The 25711-nt window shown below is 71.0% G+C and carries 22 protein-coding genes; 12 read left to right on the forward strand and 10 right to left on the reverse strand.

Annotated features, from left to right (window positions below):
• Positions 1-81: 81 nt before the first annotated feature.
• The 4 genes from ACH4TL_RS13435 to ACH4TL_RS13450 are packed head-to-tail and all read left to right on the forward strand — an operon-like array spanning position 82 to position 6173.
• A complete protein-coding gene (locus tag ACH4TL_RS13435; RefSeq protein ID WP_398327046.1) occupies positions 82-1365 on the forward strand; it encodes an ABC transporter substrate-binding protein in 1284 nt (427 codons plus the stop codon).
• A complete protein-coding gene (locus tag ACH4TL_RS13440; protein WP_398327049.1) occupies positions 1362-2345 on the forward strand; it encodes a carbohydrate ABC transporter permease in 984 nt (327 codons plus the stop codon). Before ACH4TL_RS13435 ends, ACH4TL_RS13440 begins: the two co-directional genes overlap by 4 nt.
• 37 nt (positions 2346-2382) lie before the next feature.
• Positions 2383-3210, forward strand: coding sequence for a carbohydrate ABC transporter permease (locus ACH4TL_RS13445; protein ID WP_398327052.1), 828 nt, complete (start codon positions 2383-2385; stop codon positions 3208-3210).
• Complete coding sequence (locus ACH4TL_RS13450) at positions 3210-6173, forward strand: glycoside hydrolase family 2 TIM barrel-domain containing protein (protein WP_398327055.1); 2964 nt, start codon at positions 3210-3212, stop codon at positions 6171-6173. The genes ACH4TL_RS13445 and ACH4TL_RS13450 overlap by 1 nt, the downstream gene beginning before the upstream one ends.
• 43 nt (positions 6174-6216) lie before the next feature.
• Here ACH4TL_RS13450 and ACH4TL_RS13455 read toward each other — a convergent pair whose 3' ends face one another.
• Genes ACH4TL_RS13455 through ACH4TL_RS13470 form a run of 4 tightly spaced genes read right to left on the reverse strand, consistent with a single transcriptional unit; the run spans position 6217 to position 10343 of the window.
• A complete protein-coding gene (locus tag ACH4TL_RS13455; protein ID WP_398327058.1) occupies positions 6217-7044 on the reverse strand; it encodes a carbohydrate ABC transporter permease in 828 nt (275 codons plus the stop codon).
• Positions 7041-7976 (reverse strand): carbohydrate ABC transporter permease, encoded by a 936-nt coding sequence (locus ACH4TL_RS13460; RefSeq protein WP_398327061.1) that lies wholly within the window; start codon positions 7974-7976, stop codon positions 7041-7043. Before ACH4TL_RS13460 ends, ACH4TL_RS13455 begins: the two co-directional genes overlap by 4 nt.
• A gap of 9 nt (positions 7977-7985) precedes the next feature.
• Complete coding sequence (locus ACH4TL_RS13465; protein ID WP_398327065.1) at positions 7986-9266, reverse strand: ABC transporter substrate-binding protein; 1281 nt, start codon at positions 9264-9266, stop codon at positions 7986-7988.
• Between the two features lie 24 nt (positions 9267-9290).
• Positions 9291-10343 (reverse strand): LacI family DNA-binding transcriptional regulator, encoded by a 1053-nt coding sequence (locus ACH4TL_RS13470; RefSeq protein WP_398327068.1) that lies wholly within the window; start codon positions 10341-10343, stop codon positions 9291-9293.
• A gap of 192 nt (positions 10344-10535) precedes the next feature.
• On the opposite strand from ACH4TL_RS13470, the gene ACH4TL_RS13475 reads away from it, so the two are divergent.
• Both ACH4TL_RS13475 and ACH4TL_RS13480 read left to right on the forward strand, forming a co-directional pair.
• A complete protein-coding gene (locus ACH4TL_RS13475; protein ID WP_398327071.1) occupies positions 10536-11237 on the forward strand; it encodes a pentapeptide repeat-containing protein in 702 nt (233 codons plus the stop codon).
• Positions 11237-12490, forward strand: a complete 1254-nt coding sequence (locus ACH4TL_RS13480; RefSeq protein ID WP_398327074.1) for an MFS transporter — start codon at positions 11237-11239, stop codon at positions 12488-12490. Before ACH4TL_RS13475 ends, ACH4TL_RS13480 begins: the two co-directional genes overlap by 1 nt.
• 13 nt (positions 12491-12503) lie before the next feature.
• Here ACH4TL_RS13480 and ACH4TL_RS13485 read toward each other — a convergent pair whose 3' ends face one another.
• On the reverse strand, positions 12504-13277 hold the full coding sequence (locus tag ACH4TL_RS13485; RefSeq protein WP_398327318.1) for an ArsR/SmtB family transcription factor: 774 nt from the start codon (positions 13275-13277) through the stop codon (positions 12504-12506).
• Between the two features lie 57 nt (positions 13278-13334).
• The gene (locus tag ACH4TL_RS13490) at positions 13335-13841 is read right to left on the reverse strand and encodes a DUF664 domain-containing protein (protein ID WP_398327077.1); all 507 of its coding nucleotides are present in this window, start codon (positions 13839-13841) and stop codon (positions 13335-13337) included.
• Positions 13842-13909: 68 nt separating this feature from the next.
• On the opposite strand from ACH4TL_RS13490, the gene ACH4TL_RS13495 reads away from it, so the two are divergent.
• Positions 13910-14677, forward strand: coding sequence for a hypothetical protein (locus ACH4TL_RS13495; protein WP_398327080.1), 768 nt, complete (start codon positions 13910-13912; stop codon positions 14675-14677).
• Positions 14678-14701: 24 nt separating this feature from the next.
• On the opposite strand, the gene ACH4TL_RS13500 is transcribed toward ACH4TL_RS13495, so the two are convergent.
• On the reverse strand, positions 14702-15502 hold the full coding sequence (locus tag ACH4TL_RS13500) for a maleylpyruvate isomerase family mycothiol-dependent enzyme (RefSeq protein WP_398327083.1): 801 nt from the start codon (positions 15500-15502) through the stop codon (positions 14702-14704).
• 15 nt (positions 15503-15517) lie between these two features.
• A complete protein-coding gene (locus ACH4TL_RS13505) occupies positions 15518-16399 on the reverse strand; it encodes an alpha/beta fold hydrolase (RefSeq protein ID WP_398327085.1) in 882 nt (293 codons plus the stop codon).
• A gap of 127 nt (positions 16400-16526) precedes the next feature.
• On the opposite strand from ACH4TL_RS13505, the gene ACH4TL_RS13510 reads away from it, so the two are divergent.
• A complete protein-coding gene (locus ACH4TL_RS13510) occupies positions 16527-17465 on the forward strand; it encodes a LysR family transcriptional regulator (protein WP_398327088.1) in 939 nt (312 codons plus the stop codon).
• 39 nt (positions 17466-17504) lie between these two features.
• Here the strand turns inward: ACH4TL_RS13510 and ACH4TL_RS13515 are convergent, their stop codons facing one another.
• Together ACH4TL_RS13515 and ACH4TL_RS13520 are read right to left on the reverse strand one after the other, a co-directional pair.
• Positions 17505-20180, reverse strand: coding sequence for a carbohydrate-binding protein (locus ACH4TL_RS13515; RefSeq protein ID WP_398327090.1), 2676 nt, complete (start codon positions 20178-20180; stop codon positions 17505-17507).
• A gap of 227 nt (positions 20181-20407) precedes the next feature.
• Positions 20408-21151: an IclR family transcriptional regulator gene (locus ACH4TL_RS13520; protein WP_398327321.1), complete on the reverse strand. Its 744-nt coding sequence runs from the start codon at positions 21149-21151 to the stop codon at positions 20408-20410.
• A gap of 157 nt (positions 21152-21308) precedes the next feature.
• On the opposite strand from ACH4TL_RS13520, the gene solA reads away from it, so the two are divergent.
• Genes solA through ACH4TL_RS13540 form a run of 4 tightly spaced genes read left to right on the forward strand, consistent with a single transcriptional unit; the run spans position 21309 to position 25711 of the window.
• Positions 21309-22442 carry an N-methyl-L-tryptophan oxidase gene (gene solA, locus ACH4TL_RS13525; RefSeq protein WP_398327093.1) on the forward strand — a complete coding sequence of 378 codons (1134 nt, stop codon included), beginning with the start codon at positions 21309-21311 and terminating at the stop codon, positions 22440-22442.
• Between the two features lie 20 nt (positions 22443-22462).
• On the forward strand, positions 22463-23488 hold the full coding sequence (locus ACH4TL_RS13530) for a succinylglutamate desuccinylase/aspartoacylase family protein (RefSeq protein WP_398327096.1): 1026 nt from the start codon (positions 22463-22465) through the stop codon (positions 23486-23488).
• Complete coding sequence (locus tag ACH4TL_RS13535; RefSeq protein ID WP_398327099.1) at positions 23488-24582, forward strand: ABC transporter substrate-binding protein; 1095 nt, start codon at positions 23488-23490, stop codon at positions 24580-24582. The genes ACH4TL_RS13530 and ACH4TL_RS13535 overlap by 1 nt, the downstream gene beginning before the upstream one ends.
• Positions 24583-24610: 28 nt before the next feature.
• Entirely contained in the window at positions 24611-25711 is a 1101-nt protein-coding gene (locus tag ACH4TL_RS13540; protein ID WP_398327324.1) for an ABC transporter ATP-binding protein, read from the forward strand.

A 25711-nucleotide genomic window follows, 5' to 3' on the forward strand; every position in this document is an offset into this window, starting at 1 on the left:
TGCTCAACTATTGCCCTTTCTGATCGGGTGGCGCACGATCCTGTGCCAAATCTTGCACATCTTTGAAGGGCGGTGGGAGCGGTGCACCTCTCCCGGAGAGGGCTGCTGCGCGCGGGGCTGGCCACCACGGCGGTCGCGACGCTCGGCGGCACCACGGCGGGCTGCTCGGTACCGAGCGGTTCCACGGGCCGCGACATGACCCTCTGGTACTGGACCGGCGGGCTCAGCGACAAGGTCGTCGCCGACGCCAAGGCGCGCTTCACGGGCGTCTTGCTGAAGCCGGCCCAGATCGGCGGCTACTTCAAGTCCAAGCTTCTGACCACGATGGCCGGACGGTCCTACGTCCCCGACATCACCGGCCTCAAGGGCGAGGACATGGCCTCGTACCTGCCGAACGCGGGGCAGTTCATCGATCTGCGCACCCTGGGCGCGGAGAAGCTCAAGAGCCAGTACCTGCCCTGGAAATGGGCGGAGGGCTGCGCTCCCGACGGCCGCATGGTCGGCTTCCCCATCGACACCGGCCCGGTCGCCCACTACTACATGCCCGCCGTGTTCGACCGGGCCGGACTCCCCACGGCCCCCGCCGACGTCGGCAGGGAGATGAACACCTGGGACGCGTACTTCGCGGCGGGCGAGCGGCTGAAGCGGAAGATCCGCGGCGCCTATCTGCTCATCGACGCGCTCACGGTGTACCAGTACATGCTCGCGCAGGGCACCATGCGGTACGTCGACAAGGAGCGGCACTTCATCGGCGACCACGAACATGTGCGCCGCGCCTGGGGCAAGGCGATCGAGGCGTACCAGCGCGGCCTGTGCTCGAAGTACCAGTCCGGCACCCCGGACTCCAACGCGGCGATGGAGAAGGGCCTGCTGCCCAGCCAGCTCGGGGCCTCCTGGGCGGCCGGGGACCTCAAGCTGACCGTGCCGAAGACCAGTGGCAAGTGGCGGGTGGCGGCCCTGCCCGGCGGCGCCGCCAACAACGGCGGCTCCTTCCTCGCCATCACCAAGTCCTGCCGGGAGCCCGAGCAGGCCTTCGAGATCATCACCTGGCTGCTGAACCCCGCCAACCAGGCCCGTGGTTTCACGGACGCCACCCTCTTCCCGTCCACCCCCGCCTCGTACCGCCGGAAGGCGATGCGCGCGCCGGACCCGTTCTTCGGCGGCCAGGTCACCATCGACGTCTTCGGCCCGGCGGCCGAGAAGATCCCGATCGCCTACCACAGCCCCTATGACTACGCCCTGGACCAGGTCGTCTCCGACGAACTGCGCAATGTGAACGCGCTCGACAAGAACCCCGCCCGGGCCTGGAAGGACGCCATGAGCAAATGCCGACGCATAGCGGAGCACATGGGGGTGCAGACATGACCGCCGTGCCCGGGCTCGGTGCCCCGCCCGCCGCCCCACCCGCCGCACGGAGGGGCGCCAAGGCCGCCCACGCGGGCCACAAGCCCCGCTCCGTACTCGGATACTGGCGGCTCTACCTCGCGATCTCCCCGTTCTACCTGCTCTTCCTCGGCTTCGGCCTGATCCCGGTGGGGTACTCCCTGTACCTCTCGTTCCACCGCTGGGACGGGCTGGGACCGATGGAGTACGCGGGGCTGTCGCAGTACCGCTACCTGCTCGGGGACGGCCAGTTCTGGCACTCCCTCAGCAACACCCTGATCATCTGGGCCATGGCCACCCTGCCGATGCTCTTCATCGCGCTGGTGACCGCCGTGATGCTGAACTCCGCGGTGCGCTTCAAGAACTTCTACCGCTTCGCCTATTTCCTGCCGAACGTCACCTCCGTCGTCGCCGTCGCGATCATCTTCTCCTCGGTCTTCTCCACCAACTTCGGCCTCGCCAACGCCGTGCTGGAGGGGCTCGGACTGGACCAGGTGGCCTGGCTGAACTCCGCCTGGGGCATCAAGATCGCCATCGCCGTGCTGATGACCTGGCAGTGGACCGGCTACAACGCGCTGATCTTCCTCGCCGGGCTCCAGACCATCCCCGGTGAGCTGTACGAGGCCGCCCGGGTGGACGGTGCGGGACCGATCCAGACCTTCTTCCGGGTCACCGTGCCGATGATGCGGCCGATCATCCTCTTCGCCCTCGTCGTCTCGACCGTCACCGGCCTCCAGAGCTTCACCGAACCCCAGGTGCTGCTCGCCAACACCAACAACACCTCGACCTTCGCGGGCGGCCCCGGCAACTCCGGCCAGACGATGGTCCTCTACTTCTTCCAGCAAAGCTTCGACAACAACGACTTCGGCTACGGCGCCGCCATCGCCTGGGGCATCTTCCTCGTCGTCGCACTCTTCTCGATCATCAACTGGCGCCTGGTGCAGCGCAAGGACAACGCGTAGGGAGATCGTCATGCAGGGTATAAAAGGCGTGAAGGGGATGAAGGGTGCACGCGCCCGAGGGCTGACCCTCCACATCTCGCTCGTCGCCGGGGTGCTGCTCTCGCTCTTCCCCTTCTACTGGACGATCGTCATGTCGACCCGCACGTCGACCGAGATCTTCCAGTTCCCCCCGAAGCTGCTGCCGGGCACCCACTTCCTGGAGAACGTCCGCCATCTATTCCAGAACATCGACTTCTTCGGCTCGATGGCCAACACCCTGATCGTCGCGGTCTCCGTGACCTTCCTGGTGCTCTTCTTCGACTCGCTCGCGGCCTTCGTCTTCGCCAAGTACGAGTTCCCCGGCCGCCGCCTGCTGTTCGTCCTGATGATGGGCATCTTCATGGTGCCCGCCCAGCTCCAGGCCATCCCGCAGTTCGTCATCATGGCGAAGCTGGGCTGGATCGGCTCCCTCACCTCCCTGGTCGTACCGGCCGCGGCCAACGCCTTCGGCATCTTCTGGATGCGCCAGTACATGAAGGGCGCCATCCACGACGAGCTGATGGATTCCTCCCGGCTCGACGGCTGCGGCTTCCTGCGGCAGTACTGGCACGTGGCGATCCCGGTGGTCCGGCCGGGCCTCGCCTTCCTCGGCATCTTCACCTTCATGGGCCAGTGGAACGACTACGCCTGGCCGCTGATCGCACTGATCAACCCCGACCATGTGACGCTCCAGGTGGCGCTGTCCCAGCTCAACAGCGTCCATGGCACCACCGACTACGGCATGGTGATGGCCGGGGCGCTGCTCGCGCTGATCCCGCTGCTCGTGGTGTTCTTCATAGGCGCCCGGCAGATCCTGGCGGACCTCGGCAAGGGGGCCATCCGCTGATGACGGCGTACCCGCCGATGTGGGGGGAACTGCGGCCGTGGGAGTCCCCCGAGCTGACGTCCTGGCGACGGCTGCCGATGCACGCGGTCGACCGCAGACCCGCCAGCCTCTCGCTGGACGGCCAGTGGCGCTTCCAACTGCTGCCCGCGCCCACCGCCGAGCCCACCGGCACCTGGACCCGGCTGGCGGTCCCCGGCCCCTGGACCACCCAGGACACCGACGACGTCCCCAGGTACACCAACGAGCGGATGCCCTGGCCGGAGTACCCGCCGCACACCCCCGCCGACAACCCCACCGGAGTACACGAGCGGGAGTTCCACGTCCCGGCCGCATGGGCGGGACGTCGCATCGTCCTCCAGGTCGGCGCCGCGGAGAGCGTGCTGCTCGCCGAGGTGAACGGCCGCCCGGTGGGGATCGGCAAGGACTCCCACCTCGCGAGCGAGTTCGACATCAGCCACGTGGTGCACCCCGGGGCGACCGACACCGTACGGCTGACCGTGGTGAAGTGGTCCGACGCCTCGCACATCGAGGACCAGGACCAGTGGTGGCACGGCGGCATCACCCGGCCGGTCCTCGTCTACGCCACCGACTCCCTGCATCTGGCCGATGTGACGATCGCCGCCCCGGCGGACGGCCTGCTGCGGGTCGACGTCCAGGTGCGCTCGGCCGACGGTGCGCTGCCCGCCGGATGGCGGGTCTCGGCACACCTCGACGGGGTCGGGGAGCTGGACGTGGACGAGGAGTACGCCGCTTGGTGCGCCGAGGAGGGCCGGGTCTCGGACTTCCTCGGCGAGGCGCGCCTGCGCGCCGCCGTACCCGGGGTCCGCACCTGGTCCGCCGAGACGCCCGAGCTGTACGGGCTCACCGTGACGCTGCACCGGCCCGACGGGACGACCGCCGACACCTCCCACCACCGCGTGGGATTCCGCACCGTCGCGGTCGTGGGCCGGGATCTGCTGGTCAACGGCGAGCGGGTGTTCATCCGCGGCGTCAACCGGCATGACTTCCACCCGCTCACCGGGCGCACGGTCACCCCCGCGGAGATGCGCGCCGACCTGGAGACCATCAAGCGCTTCGGCTTCAACGCCGTCCGCGCCTCCCACTACCCCAACGACCCCGCGCTCCTCGACATCGCCGATGAACTCGGCCTCTACCTCGTGGACGAGGCGAACATCGAGAGCCACGACCACGCCCATGAGATCGCCGACGATCCGCGCTACCTGGCCGCCTTCACCGACCGGGTCGCGCGCATGGCGCTGCGGGACAAGAACCACCCGAGCGTCGTCATCTGGTCGCTGGGCAACGAGAGCGACTACGGCGCCAACCACGACGCGGCCGCCGGATGGCTGCGCCGCCACGACCCGACCCGTCCGCTCCAGTACGAGGGGGCGGCCAAGACCGGCTGGGCCGCGCGTGGCGTGGCGAGCGACATCCTCTGCCCGATGTACGCCTCACTGGACGAGATCGTGGCCCATGCCACGTCCGGTGAGCAGACCAAGCCGCTCATCCTGTGCGAGTACTCCCACGCCATGGGCAACAGCAACGGCACCCTCGCCGACCACTGGGCCGCCATCGAGACCACCCCCGGGCTCCAGGGCGGTTTCATCTGGGAGTTCTGGGACCACGGCATCCTCCAGCGGCTGTCCGACGGCCGCCCCGCCGGTCCCGGTGGCGAGGGCGCGTACGCCCAGGGGGCGGCCGCCGAGGGCCACCGCTGGGCGTACGGCGGCGACTTCGGCGACATTCCGAACGACGGTGTGTTCTGCGCGGACGGAGTGGTCTTCCCCGACCGCACCCCGAAACCCGCCCTGTACGAACACCGCGAACTCGCCGCGCCCGTACGGCTGTCGCGCGGACCGGACGGCTCGGCGCTCCTCACCAACGCCCAGCACTTCCGCGACCTGTCCTGGCTGACCGGCGAGTGGCTGCTGTCCCTGGAGGACACGGGCACCCGCACCGCCCCGGCTGCCCTGCCCGCCGCGCTCCCGCCCGGGGCGTCGGCCCGCGTCGCCCTGCCGCCCGAACTGGTTGACGGGCTGCCCGCGGACGGCGGCGAGGCGTGGCTCACGCTGCGGGTCACCACCCGGGGCGACGAGCCCTGGGCGCCGCGTGGCACCGAGGTGTGCACCCCGCAGATCCGGCTCCGTGAACGGCCCGCGCCCCCGGCCGTGACCGCCTCAGGACCGGCCGTCCGGGCCGCCCCGGTCGATGCCCAGGGGCTGTTGCGCCATCCGCTGCTGACCTCCCCGCCCGTGCTCAGCCTGTGGCGCGCGCCCACCGACAACGACCTGCTGGGCGGCGCCGCCGACCACTGGCACTCACTCGGTCTCGACCGGCTGACCCGCGAGGCGCGCTCGGTCGACCGCGACGGCGCCCGGACCCTGGTGCGCAGCGCGTATCCGACCGCCGCGGGCGCCGTCGAACACCTCCAGGTCTTCAGCCCGCTGCCCGGCGGCGGCCTGCTGGTGGAGGAGACGGCCGTCCTGCCCGAGGGACTGACCGATGCCGCGCGCGTGGGCACGGTCTTCGAGACGGTGAGCGGCCTGGACCACATGGAGTGGTACGGCCAGGGCCCCTGGGAGACGTATCCGGACCGGTGCGCGGGCGGGCCGGTCGGGCACCACGGCGCCCGCGTCGACCGGCTGTTCACCCCGTACCTCCGGCCGCAGGAGAGCGGCGGGCGGCACGGGGTGCGGGGCTTCTCCCTGCTGTCGGCGGACGCGGACGGCGGGCTGACGGTACGGCTGGACGCACCGCGGCAGGTGTCGGTCACCCGCCACCGGGCGACCGACCTGGCCGCGGCCGCCCACCACGACGAGCTGGTGCCCCGACCGCGGTGCGTGGTGCACCTCGACGCCGCGCACCGCGGCTTGGGCACGGCGTCCTGCGGTCCGGACACCCTGCCCCGCTACCGGCTGGGGGCGGGGACGTACCGCTGGGCGTGGACCCTCCACCGGCGGTGACGCCGGTGCCGTCAGGAGACAGGCCTGTCAGGAGACGGGCCCGTCAGGACTTGACGCTTCCGGCGGTGAGCCCGCCCACGATGAACCGCTGGAGCATCGCGAAGACCAACACCACCGGCACGCTGACGATCGTGGCGGCCGCCATCAAGGGGCCCCACGCGGTGCCGGTCTGGCCGACGAAGGTGTTCAGCAGCACCGTGACCGGCTGGACCTCGGGGTCGCTGTTCACGGTGATGCCGAACACGAACTCGCCCCAGCCGAGCAGGAAGGAGAACGCGCCGACGGCGATCAGCCCCGGCCGCATCACCGGCAGCACGATCCGCCACAACACCCCCGGCAGCCCGCAGCCGTCCACCAGCGCCGCCTCCTCGATCTCGGCGGGCATGGCACGCACCAGCGGCCGCAGCACGATCACCGCGAAGGGCAGGGTGAGCGTGGTGTCCGCGATCACCAGGCCCAGCAGTGTGTTGTTGAGCCCGGCGTCCCGGAGCACGATGAACAGCGGGGCGGCCAGCACGATGCTCGGCAGCAGCTGCGCCACCAGCAGCGACAGCACCATGGCCGCCGAGCCGCGCATCCGGATGCGCGCCACCGCGTAGGTGAGCGGCACCGCGAGCACCAGGGTCAGCGCCACCACGCCCAGCGAGATGGCGACGCTGTTGAACAGCGCCTGCCCGAGCATCGGCTTGTCCAGCGCCTGCGCGTAGCTCTCGCCGCTCGGCGGCGAGGGAAACCACTGCGGTGGCGAGCTGAGCACCTCGTCGGGACGCTTCAGCGAGGTGGCGATCATCCAGTACAGCGGCAGCAGGAAGAAGGCGGTGATGACGCCCGCGACCAGGGTGAGCAGCCAGGGGCGGCGGGTCCGGGTCATGCGGCGGCTCCTTCCTTGCGCAGCCGGCGTACGTACGCCACCGCCACCAGCAGCGGTACGAGCAGCAGCAGCGTGCCCGCCGCCGCGCCCCGGCCGAGCTGGAACAGCTTGAACGCCGACTGGTAGACGTAGAGGGGGAGGACGGTCGTGGAGTCGACGGGGCCGCCGCCGGTCAGCACGAAGACCAGGTCGAAGACCTTGAACGTGTACACCAGGCCGAGCAGCAGCACCACCGCCGCCACCGGCCGTATCAGCGGCAGGGTCAGATGGCGCAGCCGCTGCCAGGGCCCGGCGCCGTCGATGGCCGCCGCCTCGTAGAGGGCGGGGTCGATGGACTGGAGCCCGACCAGGAGCAGCAGCATGTTGAAGGGCACCCCGACCCACACATTGGCGGCGATGACACCGGGCAGCGCGGTGTGCGGGTCGGTGAGCCAGTTGTGCGTCCATGCGTCAAGACCGACGGTGTGCAGCAGTTCGTTGTACGCGCCGGAGTCGGCGTCCAGCATCCAGCGGAACAGGGTGCCGCTGACGATGGGCGGCAGCAGCCACGCCACCAGCATCAGCCCCCGGAACAGCCCCGCCAGCGGGAACTGCCGTACGAACAGCAGCGCCAGCGCGAAGCCGATGGTGAACTGGAACACCAGCGAACCGGCCGTGAACAGCAGGGAGATCCGGGCGGCGTGCCAGAAGGCGCCCTCGGAGACCACCGCGTCGTAGTTGTCGGCGCCGTTGAACGCCCAGTCGCCGGTGACCAGATCGCCGATCTCGACCTGGTGCACCGAGGTCCAGAGGTTGTAGAGCAGCGGGAACGCCATGGTCGCGCCGAGGAAGAGCAGCGCGGGCGCCGACATGCCGTATCCGGCCCGGGTGCGGCGGGTCCGGAGGCTGCGGGTCCGGAGGTCGCGCGTGGCCATCGGGCTCGAAGTGGTCATCGCGGCCCGCTACTTCGACAGCTGGGGCGTGATGGCGTCCGCCGCCTTCTTCGCGGCGGCCCCGGGGGAGGAGTCGCCGGTCAGGGTGGCCTGCAACGCCTCGGCCATGGCCTTGGACATCTGCGGATAGTGCTCGCCGTACGACCGCGGCCGGGCGTTGCCGAACTCCTTCACGAACACCTTCAGGGTGGGGTCGGTGGCCCAGTCGCCGCTGTCCGCCATGTCGCTGCGCGCGGGCAGCAGCCCCACCGACCCCAGATAGGCCGCCAGGGGCTTCTTCCGCTGGCTGTACTCGATGGCCCGCCACGCCTGGTCGGCCTTGCCGGTGGTCTTGAGGATCACCCAGTTCTCCCCGCCCAGGCAGCTCGCGGGTTCCTTGTCCACCGGAAGCGGCACCACACCCCACTTCACCTTGGACTGCTGCTTGAGGCCGGGCAGTTGCCACGGCCCGTTGATCTGCATGGCCGCGCGGCCGGAGGTAAATTGGGTGTTGACGTCCTGCTGGGTCCAGCCCACGCACTGCTTGGACAGCGCGCCCGCCTTCACCAGCTCCCCGAGGTAGCCGAGCGCGGTGGCGCCGTCGGTGGCGAAGGTGTCCAGGTCGCCGCCCGCCGACCACAGGAACGGCAGGAGCTGGAACACCCCCTCCTCGGTCTTGATGGCGCTCATCGCCAGCCCGAAGGTGCTGCCCCGGGTGAGCTTGCGCGCCGCGGCCGACAGCTCGTCCCAGGTCTTCGGCGGTGTGACGCCCGCGCGCTCCAGCAGCTCGGTGTTGTAGTAGAGCGCCAGGCAGTTGGCGTTGTTGGGGACCGAGTAGGTCTTGCCGCCGACGACCCCGCTGCTCCACGGGCCCTTGTAGTACGCGTCGGCCTGCCCCCACTCCTTCACCCGGTCGGTGAGGTCGGTGAGCAGCCCCTGCGGGGCGAGGGAGTTCATCGAGGTGTTGTCGACGATCGCCAGATCCGGCAGATCGCCGGAGGCCGCCCCCTTGATGATCGCGGGCTCCAGCTCGGCGTACGGAAAGGTCCGGCGGGTGATCTTCAGTCCGGGGACGCTCTTCTCGATACCCGCGATCAGGGCCTTGATGCCCGGCTGACGCGCGTCCTCGACGAGATAGTCCCACCAGACGAGGTTCTTGCCCGACGACCCGCCGTCCCCGCCGCCGCAGGCGGTCAGCGGGCCCGCCAGCCCCGCGGCGAGCAGCCCGGAGCCCGATATCCGCAGGAAGGAGCGGCGGCCGAGGGGACTTCTCCCGGCGGTAGCCGGGGGCCTGTTGGCTCGGTTGGCCATGTGCATCTCCGAGGGGTGAGTCGGTCAGTTGCGCCGCGGTGCCGGTCCGGTGCTGGCACGCGGGGTGAGCGGAGGGGTGAGCAGATGCTGCCGGGGCGCCCCGGCCGGGGCGTCCAGCCGCTCCAGCAGCAGCTCCACGGCGAGCCTTCCCATGAGGTCGGAGGGCACGTCGGCGCCGGTCATCATCGGGGTGACGGCCTCCGCCCAGCGGGCCGCGGCCACTCCGGTCACCGAGAAGTCGCCGGGTACGGAACGCCCCACGAGCCCGAGCCCCCGGTACAGGCCCACCAGCGCCGCCTCGTTGAGCGTCACGACGGCGGTGGTGCGCGGGTCCCGGTCCAGCAGCCGCGCCACCACGGCCTGGCCCGAGGCGGCGTCGTCGCCGCAGTGGTGGACCTCGCCGGTGAGCCCGAGTTCCGCTACGGCCCGCAGGAAACCGGTCCGCCCCCGGAGCGCGGGTACGTACCCGGCGTCGTACAGCTCCCGGGGCCGGCCGACCAGCGCGAGATGGCGATGACCGAGCCGCGCGAGGTGGCGCACGCAGGCGGCGGTCAGTTCCGCGAAGTCCAGATCGACCCAGGACAGCCGGTCGGTGTGCTCGGTGTGCCCCATGGACACGAACGGGAACCCGGAGCTGACCAGCCGCTCCACGCGCGAGTCCGGCGCCCGGATCTCCATCAGCAGCGCGCCGTCGACCCGCCGTTCGCCGACCAGCCTGCGGAAGGAGTCGTCGCCGTCGCCGTCGCTGCGCGAGAGCAGGATGTCGTGGTCGTGGGCGGCGGCCGCGTCGACCACGCTGTTGATGAAGTCCAGCTGCATATCGGTGTAGCGGCGGCTGACGGTCGGAAAGACCAGCCCGAGGGTGCGGGTGCGGCCGTGGGCCAGCGCGCGGGCGCTGGCGTTCGGCTGGAATCCCCGGTCCTCGATGACCTGCTGGATGCGCCGCCGGGTGCGGTCGGAGATCGGCCGCTTGCCGCTGAGCGCGTAGCTGACCGTGCTGCGCGACACCCCGGCGAGACGGGCGATCTCGCCGATGTTGACGGGCGGGGGCTGCTGGTCGAACCGGTTCGACACCACTGACGCATACCTCTCGGGAGATCCACGCGTTCGAAATATCGAAGGAGCGCCGGAGACCCGAACCGGCTTGCCCGAAGGTAGGAGTGGCCCACACCACATGTCAACGGTCGGGAGCGCGGAAGTTAATGGCACCATCGATCTCGCCCACCGCGCGCCCGGGCCGGTGGTGCCCGGAGGAAATGAGGTTTCGCCATGTCATCCCCGCGTCAGCTCGCCGACCTGCCGTACGCGAGCCATCTGCGCCCGTTCGACGGCACCTTGACCGCGGACGGGGACTACGACACCGTCCACTTCGACGGCGGGGACTACGAGGGGGCCGACGCCGGGCAGGCCCGCTTCCTCGAATCCGCGTTCTCCGGAGTGACCTTCACCGGGGGCCGCTATCGCGGGGCCCGCTTCAACGACGTCTGGCTGGACGGAGTGCGCTGGGTCGGCTCCGACCTCGCGGACGGCGACTGGCTGGACGGCGAGCTGGTCGGCTGCGTACTCGCCGGACTGGAGATGTTCGGCACCGTGCTGCACCGCGTCACCTTCCACCGCTGCAAGTTCGAATCGGTCAATCTGCGCACCGCCGAGCTGCGGGAGGTCACCTTCGCGGACTGCCTCCTGCGGGACACCGACCTCGGCGGGGCGAAGCTGACGGATGTCGCGTTCCCCGGATCGACGCTGGACGGTGTGCGCTGCGGCAACGCGCGCATGACCCGGGTCGATCTGCGCGACACCGCCGGGCTGGGCATCACCGAGGGGATCGACGCGCTGCGCGGCGCAGCCATCACCGGCACCCAACTCCTCGAACTGGCACCGCAGTTCGCCCAGGCCCTCGGCGTCACGGTGCAGGAGAGCGGAACCGCCCTGACGCCGCGCGCCACCAAGCGGCGGCGCCGGGGCGCCTGATGGCGGGCACGGCCGTGAAACCGGCCCCGTTATGGGCCAACCGCGACTTCACCGTCTTCTGGTGCGGACAGACCCTGTCCGAACTGGGCAACGCCTTCGCCCTGGTGGCGCTGCCGCTGCTGGTGCTGGACGCCACCGGGTCCGTCGCCCAGATGGGGCTGCTGACGGCCGTCGCGGGCGCCGCGTCGATCGTCACCGGGCTGTTCGCGGGCATCCTGGTCGACCGGCTGCCCAGGCGGCAGCTGATGATCGTGTGCGATGCGGTCCGAGTGGTGCTCTTCGCCCTCATCCCCGTCAGCTGGGCCATGGCCGGGCCGCAGGTCTGGCTGCTCTACGTGGTGATGGCGGCCGCCGCGGTCTTCGACATGGTCTTCAAGGTCACCTACGTCGCCGCAGTACCCAATCTGGTCGATCCCGAGCGGATCATCGAGGCCAACGGGCGGCTCCAGACGACGAACGCGATCGCCTTCATCGTGGGGCCCATGCTGGCGGGCGGGCTGTCCGGGCTGCTCGGGCCGACCGCGGCGATCGCGGCCGACGCGGCGGGCTTCGCCGCCTCCGCCCTCGCCCTCGCGCTGATCAGGTTCCGGGAGACCGCGCGGGACCCCGCGCCGCCCGCCGCTGCCACCGGATGGGGCGGGGCGAAGCGGGAGTTCCTGGCCGGATTCGTCTTCCTGTGGCGGTCGCCGGTGCTGCGCTGGCTCACCGTGCTGCTCACCGGCGTCTCGCTGATCGGCCTGGGCATGACCGACGTCTTCATCTACCAGATCCGGGAGGGGCTGGACGCGGATGACCGGACGGTCGGCGCCGTGATGGGCGTGGCGGGCGCCGGGACCGTACTGGCCGCAGTGCTCATCCCGGTGCTGCGGCGGGCCTGGGGGTTCGGCGTGTGCTGGCTGGGCTCGTACACGCTGTGCGGGCTGGCGCTGGGGGCGCTGTCCTGGTCCACCACCGTGCTGGCGACGGCGGCGACGGTGGTGTGCTACCAGTTCGGCATGGCGCTCGCCGGGATCTCCTCGATGTCGCTGCGCCAGGAGGTGACCCCGGACCATCTGCTCGGCCGGGTCACCTCCGCCTTCTGGACGCTCCACAACGCGCTCGCCCCGCTCGGCGCCGCCGGGCTCACCGCGCTGGTGGCGCGGTTCGGGGTGCGGGCGCCGCTGCTCGGGTCCGCCGCCCTGCTGCTGCTCATCGTGGCGGTCGGGGCGTGCACCCCGATCCGCCAGCGCGCGCCGGGGGCGGCCACCGGGTGACGGCCGCCCCGGCTCAGCGCCCGACCAGCCAGGGCTCGCGCGGCAGCGGGCTCCCGGTCTCCAGCAGGGACTTGAGGTTGGACAGCACCGCCGCCCAGCCACCGGCCGCTTCCTTCCGCTCGGCCTCGTCGGCCAGGTTCTCGTGGGTCACGGTGAGCCGGACGATCTCCTCGTGCGGCTCGATCTCGAAGGTGACGCGGGACGGGCCGCCCGCGGGCTCCGTACCGGGGGCCGCCCAGGTGGTCACCAGACGCTCGGGCGGCACGCTCTCCACGACGGTGCCCACGACATCGGCGATGCCGCTGCCGTCGGTGCGCCGGTGTTCCCACGCCGATCCTGGCTGCCAGTCGGACACATTGCTGTGGCCCCAGTACGAGGCCGTCAGGTCGGCGTCGGTCAGCGCGTGCCAGACCTTCTCCGGGGTGCTTTCGATGTAGATGACGTAGCTGTACGTCGGCCTCTCGGCCGCGGCGCCCTCCATGGCGTCCTCCGCTTGTCGTTTCACCGCGCCGAGCGCTCTCAGGCGGGGGCGCTCGAACTTGTCGATCCACCGTTCCTGCACCTCATGGAGGGGAACGGGGTTGAGGTAATGCAGCTTTTCCCGCCCCTGGCGCACGACACTGACCAGGTTGGCGGCCTCCAGGACGGCCAGGTGCTGTGTCGCCGACTGGCGCGTCATCGCCAGGCGCTCGCACAGCTCTCCGAGCGTCTGGCCGCCCCGTTCGTGCAGGCGGTCCAGCAGATACCGCCGGGTCTGATCGGCCAGCGCCTTGAAGACCTTGTCCATCTCCGAACTCACGCTTCACGTTATGCAGGCAAACACCTGCATGTCAACGCCTGCACGTCAGCGCCTGTCGAGCATGCCGCGGACGAACGCCGCCTGCCCCGCGTGCTGCATGTCGTCCTCGATGACGCTGATCAGCCGTACCCCGAGGGACACCGGCGGGGTCCACGCCTCGTCCACGATCCGGTCCAGATCGGCGTTGCGCAGCCCGCGTACGTAGTCCACCGTCCGCTCGTGCACGGCGTCGTGGTACCCGACGAGCAGCTCGGCCGGTGCCCGGACCTTGGCCACGTCCCGGCCGCGGTGGCCGTAGCCGGTGGCCGCAGGGGAGAACGGCAGTCCGAACCGCTCGTACCAGCCGTCGGCGATCCAGCTCTGGTCGGTGCCGGCGGCGTCGGAGACGTGGTCGTCCTGGACGCGGGTCAGATGCCACACCAGCCAGGCGATGGAATTCGCGCCGCTGTCGAGCCGCACGGCCAGGTCGTCCGGGGCGAGTCCTTCGACTGCCCCGTGCACGGCCTCCCGTACCCGGTCGAAGGCGTCGGCCAGCAGATCTGCGCTCTTCATGCGCGGCTCCCTCGCTCGTCGTCCCCGTCCGCTCATGGTGGCATCCGCACACCTCTTATGCTCGGTGTGTGACATCAACAGGGAACCAGGCACTCGCCGACATACTCGACCGACAGGCCGCCCGGACCGAAGGGGAACAACTGCTCAACGCCATCGTGGACTTCGGGGTGTACATCCCCGTGGACGCGAACGGCTCGGTGATGTTCGTCGGCATGGAGGGAAGCGGCCCGAGCCTGCCGGGATACACCAGCGAAGAGTGCTGCCGGGAGCGGCTTCCGCAGGCCGCCGGGGCGGTGCACTGCGATGTGGCGCGGCTGCTCGACATCGAGGGACAGACCAAGGTGGCGACCCTGTCGGTGTTCTCCCCCGGGGGCTATGCCGGGGTTCCGATGTCCCTGGTGCACCAGATCCTCGAGCGGCGCGGCCAGCGGCTCCCGGAGGACCGTACGCTCACCCTCAGCCGGTCCGCCCATCCGCGCGCGGTGGCGCTGCGCGACGCCCTGCGCGTCCGGCTGCTGGACTTCCCCGAGATCCACGCGGTGTGGATCGCGCACGCCCGGTGGAACGAGACCGGTACGGAGCAGCTGATGCTGCACATGGCCGTCGGCTCGGAGGCGCCCGAGGGCATCGCGGACCGGCTGATGAGGGCGCTGCTCAAGGACCAGCCCGACACCGGCGCCGAGGAACCGGCCATCGCCCTGCGGGTGCTGGACCCGGTGGCGGAGGCCGAGGCGATCCGGCAGCTGGAGACCCTGGGGCTCGACACCGTGCGCGTCGACCACGCCACCCGGCGGACCGAGGTCATCTCCCAGGAGTACGACCAGCGGCCGGAGTGACCCGGGGGCCGGTCACCCCGGCCATCACACCGGCGGGACGAGGGCGAAGTAGCGGTCGGCCATCGCCGGGTCGCCCCGCACCCCGTCCAGCCGTTCGGCGGGGATCCGCTGCCAGAGGAAGAGCGTCAAGTCCGAGGCGGTTCCGGTCAGTTCGAGGTCGCACGGCCCGGCGGTGTCCCCGTCGAGCCGTACCTCGTCGCCCTCGAAGGACACCGTCCAGACACCCGGACCGTCCGTCTGCCGCAGCCGGAACCGCTCGCCCTCGCCCGGTGGCGCCTGCTTCCAGGCGCGCCGGGCCGGGGCCATGTGCTCGAACGTCTGGGCGACGGCGTCCGCCGCGAGCGCGGTCTCGACGGGGCCGGGCGCACCGAGCGCGCTCTCGGCGTCCCAGCGGTGCAGCGCCGCCTCGATGGTCTGCATCCGCCGCCAGAATCCGGCGGTCCGCTCCCATGACCAGGTCCACACCCGCCGCTCCGGATCGCCGTCGCGGAAGTGCGCCTCCAGCGTCCTGGCCCCCTCGGCGAACCAGTCGAGGAGGCCAGGGGGCATCGGTCCGCGGTGCGGTCCGCCCTCCGGGGCAGGCCAGCCCGCGCGGTCCTCGGGCAGGGCGAAGAGCGCCATGTCCGTGAGGTCCGGCTGTTCCGTCAGCCCGTCCGCGACGACCTTGGTGACGAGGCGGTGCACACCGCCCAGGTGCAGCACCAGATCGGCCATCGACCAGCCGGGACACGACGGCACCAGGGGCGCCGTGGCCTCGTCCGCGGCCCGGCGCGCGGCGGCCTCGAACGCCAGGGTCTCGCGGTGGAAGGCGGCGGTGAAGTCCATGCGGTCACTGTGCCATCAGCCGTGTCCCGCCAGGAAGGGCAGCACCACGGCCGCCACCTCGTCCGGCACCTCCTCGGCCAGGTCGTGCCCGGCGTCGAAGACATGACCGGTGACATCGTGGGCCATGAGCCGCATCTGGGCCTCGTTCCGGTCGCCGATGAACGCCGAGCCGCCGAGCGCCAGCACCGGGATGTCCAGCTTCTTCCGCGCCGCCTGCCGGTTCTGTTCGGCGTCCACGAGCATGGCGCGGTAGACGGCGAGCATCGCGCGGATGCCACCCGGCAGGGAGTAGCAGCGCACGTATTCCTCGATCGCGTCGGGGGTGGCGGTGTCGGGGCGGCTGCGCTCGGTCTTGATCATGTAGGTGATCAGGTCGCGTTCGTGTCCGGCGATCAGCATCTCGGGGACGTCCGGCTGGAAATAGAAGCCCAGATGCCACAGGTGCAATCCGCTCGACACGTTCTCTTCGGTGAGCGCGGTGTGGTCCTCGAACCCGAATCCGGGGAACAACGCCTCCGCGAACACGAGGGAGTTGACGCGCTCCCGGTGGCGGGCGGCGAGCTGGTAGCCGATCACCGCTCCCCAGTCCTCGCCCATCACACCGTAGGACGCGTGTCCGAGGTGGGCCATGAGCGCGGCGATGTCGTCGGCCATCGTCGCCGAGTCGTAGCCGCCCGCGGGGCGGGCGGAGTCGCCGAGGCCCCGCAGATCGGGGACGACGACGGTGTGCCGCGGCGTCAGCTTCGGGACGAGGTGGCGCCAGTGGTAACCCGTCTTGGGCACGCCGTGCAGCAGCACCACAGCCGGGCCCGACCCGGCCGTCCGATAGTGCAGGCTCGTGCCGCCCACGGCGGCACGGTTGGTACGGACGGAATCCCCGTGGTGGTCGAACATCATCGCTGAACCCACTTTCCTGGCCGGGAGCGGCCATCGCTCATGACGACAGTCCACCCGGGCGCCAGGGCGTCATCCACGGCCATATGTCACGACCGGCCCACCGATATCTCCTCGATATCATCGCCCCGTGGAAGCACGACACCTGCGGTACGCCATCGCCCTGGCCGACCACCGTCACTTCGGGCGGGCGGCCGCCTTCCTCGGGATCGCCCAGCCCCCGCTGTCCCAGCAGATCGCCGCGCTGGAAAGGGAGTTGGGCGCGCGACTCTTCGACCGTACGGCGCGCGGGGTGTTCCCGACGGCGGCGGGCGAGGCGTTCCTGGCCAGGGCGCGCCGGGCGGTGGCCGAGATGTCGGCCGCCGCGTCCGACGCGGGCCGGGCCGCCCGGGGCGAGACCGGCAGGCTGCGGCTCGGGTTCATCGGCTCGGCGCTGCTGGAGCTGCTGCCGTCGCTGCTCGGCCGGTTCGTCCGGCACCGTCCCGAGGTACGCCTGGGGCTGCACGAGATGTCGACCTGCCGTTCGGCGACCGCCCTGCTCGACGGCGAGCTGGACATCAGCATCGGGCGGGGCGCGCCCCGGGGCGCGGGTGCGGAGGATCTGGTGTCTGTCACGGTCGGCCGGGACCATCTGGTGGCGGTCGTAGGGGCCGCCCACCCCCTTGCCGGACAGCCGAAGGTGGGCGTCGACCAGCTCAGGGGGCAGCATCTGATCGTGGCGCCCGAGGACGAGGAACCGGTGGTGGCCGGATGGCTCGACGCGCTGCTGGACGACGGGACCGGGGCGGCGGCGGTGCCGGGCGGCGGGGTCACCGACGCCCGCGATGTGCACACCATCATCGGGCTGGCCGCGTGCGGGGTCGGCGTGGGCCTCGGCCCGGCGTGCATGCGGACGGCGGCGCGGCCGGGCACCTGGGTGTGCGAGGTCCGTCCGCGCGTGGAGCTGCCGGATCTGGTGATGTCCTTCCGCGCCCGGGACCACTCGCCCGTCCTGGCGGCCTTCCTCGATACGGCCCGGGAGCTGTGCCCCGGGGTGGACGAACGGCTGGGGCGCCTCGACCGCCGTTGAACGGAGGCGAGGCGCCCCAGCCGTGCCGAAGCCCCGGCCTCAGCGCATCGTCAACCAGTCCACCGCGGCCACCTTCCGCGCACCCGACGCGACGAGGTACACATCGTGCGTCCCCGTCACCGCGCGCGCGAGCCGCACCGACCGCTCCCGCCACTGGTCGGCCCCGCCCGTGTTCCGCACCGGCAGCGTCGCCACCACGCGACCCCGGGGCCCGTCCAGCCGCAGCCGCAGCGCGCAGCCACCGCCGCAGCCCGCCGACGCCATCCGTACGGTCAGCCGGTCGGGGGAGTCCGCGCCGAAGGACACCTGGCGGAAGCCGACCAGGCCACCCGAGCCCAGCACACCGGTGGCCGCGTCGCCGCGCTCGCCACCGCGCACCACCTGGGCCCGCTCGGCCTGCAACGTACCGGCCGCGTCCGGCCCGTCCGCGTACAGCCGGATCTCGTTCACCGCCCACGGGACCTCACCGGCCGCGGTCAGCTCGATCCGTACGTACCGCGCGGTGCGCGGCGCGAAGACCGCGTCCTGGGTGAAGGAGCGGCCCGCGACGCGCGCGACGGGGGAGCCCCAGGCGTGGCCGTCGCGGCTGACGGACACCGTGAAGCCGTAGGGGTGGCCGGTGGCGTCAAGACCGGCGTCGACCGCCAGCCGCGAGAAGGTCTTCGCCGCGCCCAGGTCCAGGGTCAGGGATTGCCCGGCGGCCTGGGCGGTGTCTGCCTTCCACTGGGTGGTCTGCACCCCGTCGACGGCGGCCGACGCGTCGCCGCCCCCGGAGAACGTGGCCTTCCACCCGTCGTTGCGCACCCGCGACTCACATCCGGGCAGGTCGCATCCAGCGGACCAGATCGGCGCGCCGTACTCGTACGCGCCCTGGTCGGGCCCGTCGCCGCGTACCCCGCCGGTCACTCCGTCGACCGTCTCGCCCGCGTCGATGGCGGGGGACCCGGCGCGCGGCCACAGCTCGCCGTTGCGGACGTCGGTGTACTTCGGATCGGCCGGTGGCACCAGATTGTTCCGTACGACGGGGGCCGGATCGCCCGGTCCGGAGATCTCCATCGGGGCGAGCGCCACGTCGTTGCTGACGTATGTACCGGTGGCGTCCGTCGCGCCGCTCAGCCGCACGGCGGTGGAAACGCCCGCCCCGTACGTCGAGTTGTGGTCGCGGTTGCCGAGGCTCACCCCGCTGTGGCCGTTGAAGAAGGTGCCGCGGGTGCCGGTGTTGTACGCCACGTTGTGGTGCAGCAGGAACTGGCTGGAGGAGTTGTCGATGTAGTACCCGACCTGGCCGTCCGCGTCGTGCACGGTGTTGTGGTCGACGCTCGTACCGGTCGCGTCCAGGTTGCAGCAGACGTAGAAGGGGCTGCCGTCGCGGGAGGTGCGCATCGCCTCGGACAGGTCGTTGTAGGCGATGCGGTTGTCGTGGAACGGCACCCCGTTCAGCTGCCAGGCGGTGTCGATGCTCGCCCGGCCGGTGCGCCGGACGGTGTTGCGGGTGACGGTGTGCCCGCTGCCGTTGATCTCGATGCCGGGGGTGTAGCTGCCCATCCAGCCCACGTCGTGGATGTAGTTGTTGGTGATGGTGTTGCCGCTGCCGCGCAGCAGTACACCGGTCCCCGCGGAGTAGCCGATGTCGCTGTCCCGCAGGGTGTTGCCGGTGCCGAGGATCTGGACGCCGGAGTCGAGCACCCGGGAGGCGACGATGTGGCCCTCGCCCGGCGGGATGGCCAGCTCGTCGTCGAGGGGCATGGGCAGGGTGGAGAACTCGGAGATGTAGCGCGCCCGCAACCCCTCCACCAGCACACCGGTGCTCTTCTCCCCGGTGCGCAGCGAGGTGCCCCACAGGCCGAGGCCGCGGACGGTGACATGGGAGCTGCCGACAAGGTCCAGGCCCCACTTCTGGTATTTGGCGGTCACCGTGTGGCCCGCCATTCCGCCCTTGGGCGGGACCAGATAGAGCCGCTTCTCACCCGTGTCGTAATACCACTCACCGGGCTGGTCGAGGGTGGCCTTCGCGCCCACCAGGTAGTAATTGCGATAGTTCTGGTCGCCCATGCACAGCGGGGTGCAGCGGTAATTGCCGCCCTTGAAATCGAGGGCGCCGTCCGAGGTGGCGGTCACGGTGCCGGTCTGCTGGCTCCACGGGTTGGATCCGGCCCAGAGATGGACGGTGGCGCCGGTGAGATCACCGCCCGGCAGGTCGGGGTCGTCGATGTGCTGGTCGGTGGAGGTGCGCTCGGCGACCGCCCAGGACGGATTGAGCGGATCGGGGCCGGAGTTGGGCCAGCGGCCCTCCATGGCGCGGCCGCCGTCGAGGAACAGCGCGTTCTCGTCGCGGGCGAGCGGAAGGTCGACATCGGCGGCCACCAGACCGCCGCCCGCGTCCTTCCAGCCGCTCACGGTCCGCGTCCCGTCGACGATGACCGGCCCGTCCCCGTACGCCGCGAGGGTGACCGGGGCGCCCGCGCGGCCCGAGGGCGGGGCGACCCGCTCGCGGTAGGTCCCGCGGTGGATCAGACAGGTGTCCCCGGGTCGGACCAGGTCGGTGCAGCGGCCGATGGTGCGTAACGGCTGCCGCGCGCTGCCGCTGTCCCGGTCGGAGCCGGAGGTGGCGACGTAGTACGTACGCCCCTGCTGCCCCTGCCCTCCCTGCGCCGTCGCGGTGCCCGGCACGGCCGCGGTGAGGACGGCCATGGCCGCGACGGCGGCCATGGACATGCGCCTGAGCGTGGATCTCATCTACCGCCTCCAGTGTTCAGGGTCGACCGAAACCTAGGAGAAACATCGGATGAGGTCAACGGAAGGAGGCGATTTTCAGGGTCCTGCTCAAGAAATTCCGTGCTATAGGTCGGATGTCTGGCCCAAGAAATCGACTTATTGACAAAGGGGCATTCGCTCGCGGAGCATGACCCGGATATCTCCTGACAACACAGACATCACCGACATCATTCGAAACGACGGGCACTGATCTCCGCCGCCGTGTCGGCCACCAGTCGCCCCCACCGGTCCACCTCGTCCGCGTCGTAGCGGGAGTCGGGCATGGAGATGGCGACGGTGGCCACCGGTGTTCCGCTCTTCGCGACGATCGGCGCGGCGATGGCGCAGACATCGGGCAGGTACTGGTTGCGATTGACCGCGTAGCCGTCCCGCCGGACCCGCTCCAGCTCGTGGCGCAGCTCCCGTGGGTCGGTGATGGTGGCGTCGCCGTAGCGGTCCAGGCCGTCCGCGATGACCTCGTCGACCTCGTCGGCGGGGAGGAGGGCGAGGACCGCGTGGCCGGTGGCCGTGGCGTGCATCGGCGAGGTGTCGCCGACCTGGTGATAGGTGCGCACCGCCTGGGTGCAGTCGACCCGGTCGACCATGACCATGCAGCGCAGTCCGTCCGGGACGGACAGGTGGATGGTCTCGTCGACCGCGTCGCGCAGTCGGCACATCGGCTCGCGCGCCGCCGCGAACAGGCTCGACCCCTGGTGGGCGGCCGGGCGGACCGCGAGCACCCGGGCGCCGACCTCCCAGCGCGTGGTGTCGCCCCGGCTGGCGCGCAGCCAGCCCGCCTCGCTGAGTGTCACCAGGGTGCGCTGCACCGTCGACTTGGGCAGTTCGAAGATCTTCGTCAGCTCGCCGACGGTCACCGGCTGGTGCTGGGCGACCGCTTCGAGGATGCGAAGACTGCGGATCACGCTCTTCATTTCCATCGGGTTTCCGCCGTTAAGTTCTCGATGATTCGCCGCAGGCTCTTGACCGGCCTGGGGAGCGCTGCGACATTGATGCTGCAATCTAGCACGGCATGCCACATGGTGGAACAGCCGTCCGGGAAACCTCTCCACTCCACCCCAGGAGGCATCCGTGGCAACGAGGAAGCGCGTAGCGGTCATCGGCACCGGGACCATGGGCAGTCAGGCCATGTGGCGGCTGGCCTCCCGGGGCGCTGAGGTGACCGGGTACGACCGGTACGCCCCCGGCCACGACCGGAGCGCGGCGGGCGGCGAGACCCGGATCTTCCGCAGCGCCCACTTCGAGGACTCCCGCTACGTACCGCTGCTGCGCCACGCCGACGCGCTGTGGAAGGAGCTCCAGCGGGAGACCGGCCGCGAGCTGCGCAGGCTCACCGGATGTCTGCTCATGGGCCCCACCGACCACCATCAGATGAGCACGGTCCTCCAGTCCATCGCCGAACACGGCCTGGACCACGAGGTGCTGGACGCGGACGCGCTCGCCAAGCGCTTCCCCCAGTTCCGCATCGAGGACGGCGACGCCGCCGTACTGGACCGCAACGCCGGCTTTCTGCGCCCCGAACTGAGCGTGCACACCGCGGCCGCCCGCGCCGGGCAACTGGGTGCCCGGCTGCACCGCTACACACCAGTGCGGGAGGTGGCCCCGGCGGGTGGCGGCGTGGCCGTGACCACCGACCAGGGCACCGAGATGTACGACTCCGCCGTGGTCACCGTCGGCCCCTGGGTCAACGAACTGCTGCCGGACCTGGAGTGGGAGGTGGACATCCGGCGGTTGATCAACGCCTGGTTCCTGCCCACCGACCACGAGTGGCACGGCGCCGAGGCGCCCGCCTTCATCCGTACCGCGCCCACCCACTGCTACGGGCTGCCCTCGCCCGACGGCGTCTCGGTCAAGCTCGGCCTGTCCCGCGCCCTGCACCGCCCGGTGCCCGATCCGGAGCGGCTGGACCGCACCGTGGCACCGGAGGAGCTGGCGGACTTCACCGAGCTGACCCGCCGCTACATGCCCGATCTGCACCCCGACCCGGTCCGGCTCTCGGTCTTCATGGAGGGCTACACCGAGAGCAGCCGCCCGCTGGTCGGCCCGCTGCCGGGGTGCGAGGACATCGTGCTGCTGGCCGGGTTCTCCGGGCACGGCTTCAAGCTCTCGCCCGCCATGGGCGACATCGCGGCCGACCTCGCGCTGGACGGCGACACCCTCCAGCCCATCGATTTCCTGTCCACGCGCGGCCGCACCGCGGCCTGAGCCTTCACGGAAGGTACGAGATGACACTGACCGTCGGTCCGCTGACCGCCGACACCGGCCGCAAGGCCCGGGGCACCGTCCCGGTGGACCTCGGCCCGGTCACCGCCGACCTCCCGGTCACGCTCGTCAACGGCGTCCGTCCCGGGCCCCGCGTCGTGCTCACCGGCGGGGTGCACGGCGGTGAGTTCGCCGGTGTCGACGCCGCCGCGCGGCTGGCCGGTCTGCTGACCCCCGAGGACGTGTGCGGACAGGTCGTGCTCTGCCCGGTCGCCAACCCGCCGGCCGTCTACCAGGGCCGCCTGGGGGCGTCCCCGCTGGACGGCGTCAACATCAACCGGGTCTTCCCCGGCGACCCGGACGGCGGACCCACCGAGCGGCTGGCCGCCTGGCTCTTCGCGAACCTGCTGCCCGGCGCGGACGCCTACGCCGATCTGCACAGCGGCGGCATCGACGAGACCCTGACCGACTTCGTCGGCTACCGTCTCACCGGCGACGCCGCACTGGACGCCAAGACCCGCGGCATGGCCCACGCCGTCGGCTACCCGGACGTCATCTTCGGCACCGGCGCCACCGGCGGCAACAGCCACGCCGCCGCGGCCCGCCAGGGCGTCCCCGCCATCCTCGTCGAGACCGGCCAGCTCGGCGACCGCGACCCCGCCACCACGACCACCCTGCTCGACGGCCTCTTCCGGCTGCTGCGCCACCTCGGCACCCTCGACCCGCTGCCGGACGCAGGGCCGCGGCCCGCCACCCGGGAGTGGGTGTGGGCCGCGTCCGTGACCTCCCCGGCCACCGGGCTGTGGTACCCGGAGACCGGCCGCGGCGGCGAGGTGGCCGAGGGCCAGAGCCTCGGCCGGCTCGTCGACCCCGCCGACGGCCGGGAGCACAAGGTCACCGCGCCTGCCACCGGCCGTCTCTTCTACGGGATGAACGGCCTCACCGTCGCCACCGGCGCCGAACTCGCCGCCATAGCGACCCCTTCCCCCTCGTCCATTCCTGATGGTCCGCTCGACCCGCCAGACCCGCACAACCCGGAGGTGCAGTGATGAGAGATCCCCTGATCGGACGCAGAGCGCTGCTGCGCGGAGCCGGTGGCCTCGCCGCCGTCGCCGCCCTGCCGTCGCTGGCCGCCTGCGGCACCGGCACCAGCCGAGCCGCCAGCGGCGGCGGAAAGAAGACCCTCACGGTCCGCAACAGCGGTGGCACCTACGGGGACGCCAACCAGAAGGCGCTGTACGACGCCTTCACCAAGGAGACCGGGATCTCCATCCAGGTCGTCAACATCCAGTACGCCCAGATGCTCGCCCAGATCAAGCAGGGCAGGCCGCAGTTCGACGTCATCGACGACTCGATGGCCGACTTCCTCAAGCTGGGCAGGCAGGGCGCCCTCCAGAAGCTCGACCACGACCGGCTGAAGAACTTCAAGAAGGCCCGGGTCGCGAGCAAGCTCGTCACCGACTACTCGATCGGCAAGAACTACTGGGCCAGCGTCATGGCCTACCGCACCGACGCCTTCGGCGGCCGCAAGCCCAAGAACTGGGCCGACTTCTGGGACACGAAGAAGTTCCCCGGCAGCCGTTCCCTCCAGAACCAGGACGCCGACCTGCCCGAGCTGGAATTCGCCCTGCTCGCCGACGGCGTGCCCATGGACAAGCTCTACCCGCTCGACGTGGACCGCGCCTTCAAGTCCATGGACCGCATCAAGGGATCGGTGAAGAAGTACTGGGACACCGGCGCGCTCCCCGGAGTGCTGCTCGGCCGCAAGGAAGTCGTGATGACCAGTGTCTGGCAGGGGCGGCTGGACGCGCTGATCAAGGGCGGCAGCCCGATGGCGTACCAGTGGAACGGCGCGCGCAGGCAGTCCAACGGCTGGGGCATCCCCGAGGGCACCGACAAGACCGACGCCGCCTACCAGCTCATCGACTTCTCGCTGCGGCCCGACGTCCAGGCCAACTTCGCCAGGATCTACCCGATGGGCCCGGTCGTGCCGTCCGCGTACGACCACCTCTCCGCCGACGTCAAGGCGATGCTGCCCAGCTCGCCCGCCCACCTGGACTCGGGCTTCGACCTGGACGTCGCCTGGTGGGTCCGACACGAGGACGCCATCAACAAGCGCTGGCTGGAGTGGTCCCGTGCCTGACCTCCACATCGCCGACCCCGCACCCGCCATGACGACCGCATCCGGGCAGACGTCGCCCACCGGCAAGGCCCTGTCCATCGTGGGGCTCCACAAGACCTACGGCAGCTCCGTGGCCGTGGACTCCGCCTCCATGGAGATAGCGGCGGGGGAGTTCGTCACCTTCCTCGGCCCCTCCGGTTCCGGCAAGACCACCACCCTGATGATGGTCGCCGGATTCGTCGAACCCGACGCCGGTACCGTCACCGTCGGCGGACGAGACGTCACCCGGCTCGCCCCGCAGAAGCGCGGCTTCGGCTTCGTCTTCCAGCAGTATCTGCTCTTCCCGCACATGACCGTCGGCGAGAACCTCGCCTTCCCGCTCCAGCTGCGCGGCGTGCCCAAGGCCGAGATCCGCACCCGGGTGCACGAGGCACTGGAGATGGCGGGCATGGCCGGATTCGCCGGGCGCCGCCCGCGCGAGCTGTCCGGCGGACAGCAGCAGCGCGTCGCGCTGTGCCGGGCGCTGATCTACCGCCCGCCGGTGATCCTCATGGACGAACCGCTGGGCGCGCTCGACAAGAAGCTCCGCGACCAGCTCCAGATCGAGATCAAGGCCATCCAGCGCGAACTCGGCCTGACCGTCATCTATGTGACGCACGATCAGGAAGAGGCGCTGGTCCTCTCCGACCGCATCGCCGTGATGCGGGACGGTGGCATCGACCAGTTCGACACCCCGCGCGAACTCTTCGAGCGGCCCCGCACCCCGTTCGTCGCCGACTTCCTCGGCGCCGCCAACTTCCTCCCCGGCCGGGTGATGAAGGGCGACGACGACACCACCCTGGTCCGCGTCGACCACGGCGGACTGCTCGCCGCGCGCCCCCACGCCCTGCACCCCGGCGACCGGGTCACGGTCGCCGTACAGCCGGGACGGCTCCGCGTCTGCGCCCCCGAACGGGGCTTCTGTACGGGGACCGTGGAAACCGTCACCTATGTGGGCACCCTGGTGCGCACCGGGGTACGGATCGCCGAGGGCACCCCGCTGGTGCGCCTCGAAGTGCCCGCCGGGCGCGCCCCCGTCACCGGCGAGCGGGTCGGGCTGACCGCCGACGCGGAGGACATCAACGTCTTCCCGGCAGACCGGGACGGCTGA

This window comes from Streptomyces sp. NPDC021115 (assembly GCF_044333065.1).
Taxonomy (GTDB): Bacteria; Actinomycetota; Actinomycetes; order Streptomycetales; family Streptomycetaceae; genus Streptomyces.

Coding starts and splice junctions, on each gene's coding strand:
- ACH4TL_RS13440 (WP_398327049.1), top strand. CDS start 1,362: ATGACCGCCGTGCCCGGGCTCGGTGCCCCGCCCGCCGCCCCACCCGCC.
- ACH4TL_RS13445 (WP_398327052.1), top strand. CDS start 2,383: ATGAAGGGTGCACGCGCCCGAGGGCTGACCCTCCACATCTCGCTCGTC.
- ACH4TL_RS13450 (WP_398327055.1), top strand. CDS start 3,210: ATGACGGCGTACCCGCCGATGTGGGGGGAACTGCGGCCGTGGGAGTCC.
- ACH4TL_RS13455 (WP_398327058.1), bottom strand. CDS start 7,044: ATGACCCGGACCCGCCGCCCCTGGCTGCTCACCCTGGTCGCGGGCGTC.
- ACH4TL_RS13460 (WP_398327061.1), bottom strand. CDS start 7,976: ATGACCACTTCGAGCCCGATGGCCACGCGCGACCTCCGGACCCGCAGC.
- ACH4TL_RS13465 (WP_398327065.1), bottom strand. CDS start 9,266: ATGGCCAACCGAGCCAACAGGCCCCCGGCTACCGCCGGGAGAAGTCCC.
- ACH4TL_RS13475 (WP_398327071.1), top strand. CDS start 10,536: ATGTCATCCCCGCGTCAGCTCGCCGACCTGCCGTACGCGAGCCATCTG.
- ACH4TL_RS13480 (WP_398327074.1), top strand. CDS start 11,237: ATGGCGGGCACGGCCGTGAAACCGGCCCCGTTATGGGCCAACCGCGAC.
- ACH4TL_RS13485 (WP_398327318.1), bottom strand. CDS start 13,277: ATGGACAAGGTCTTCAAGGCGCTGGCCGATCAGACCCGGCGGTATCTG.
- ACH4TL_RS13490 (WP_398327077.1), bottom strand. CDS start 13,841: ATGAAGAGCGCAGATCTGCTGGCCGACGCCTTCGACCGGGTACGGGAG.
- ACH4TL_RS13500 (WP_398327083.1), bottom strand. CDS start 15,502: ATGGACTTCACCGCCGCCTTCCACCGCGAGACCCTGGCGTTCGAGGCC.
- ACH4TL_RS13505 (WP_398327085.1), bottom strand. CDS start 16,399: ATGATGTTCGACCACCACGGGGATTCCGTCCGTACCAACCGTGCCGCC.
- ACH4TL_RS13515 (WP_398327090.1), bottom strand. CDS start 20,180: ATGTCCATGGCCGCCGTCGCGGCCATGGCCGTCCTCACCGCGGCCGTG.
- ACH4TL_RS13520 (WP_398327321.1), bottom strand. CDS start 21,151: ATGAAGAGCGTGATCCGCAGTCTTCGCATCCTCGAAGCGGTCGCCCAG.
- ACH4TL_RS13530 (WP_398327096.1), top strand. CDS start 22,463: ATGACACTGACCGTCGGTCCGCTGACCGCCGACACCGGCCGCAAGGCC.
- ACH4TL_RS13535 (WP_398327099.1), top strand. CDS start 23,488: ATGAGAGATCCCCTGATCGGACGCAGAGCGCTGCTGCGCGGAGCCGGT.
- ACH4TL_RS13540 (WP_398327324.1), top strand. CDS start 24,611: ATGACGACCGCATCCGGGCAGACGTCGCCCACCGGCAAGGCCCTGTCC.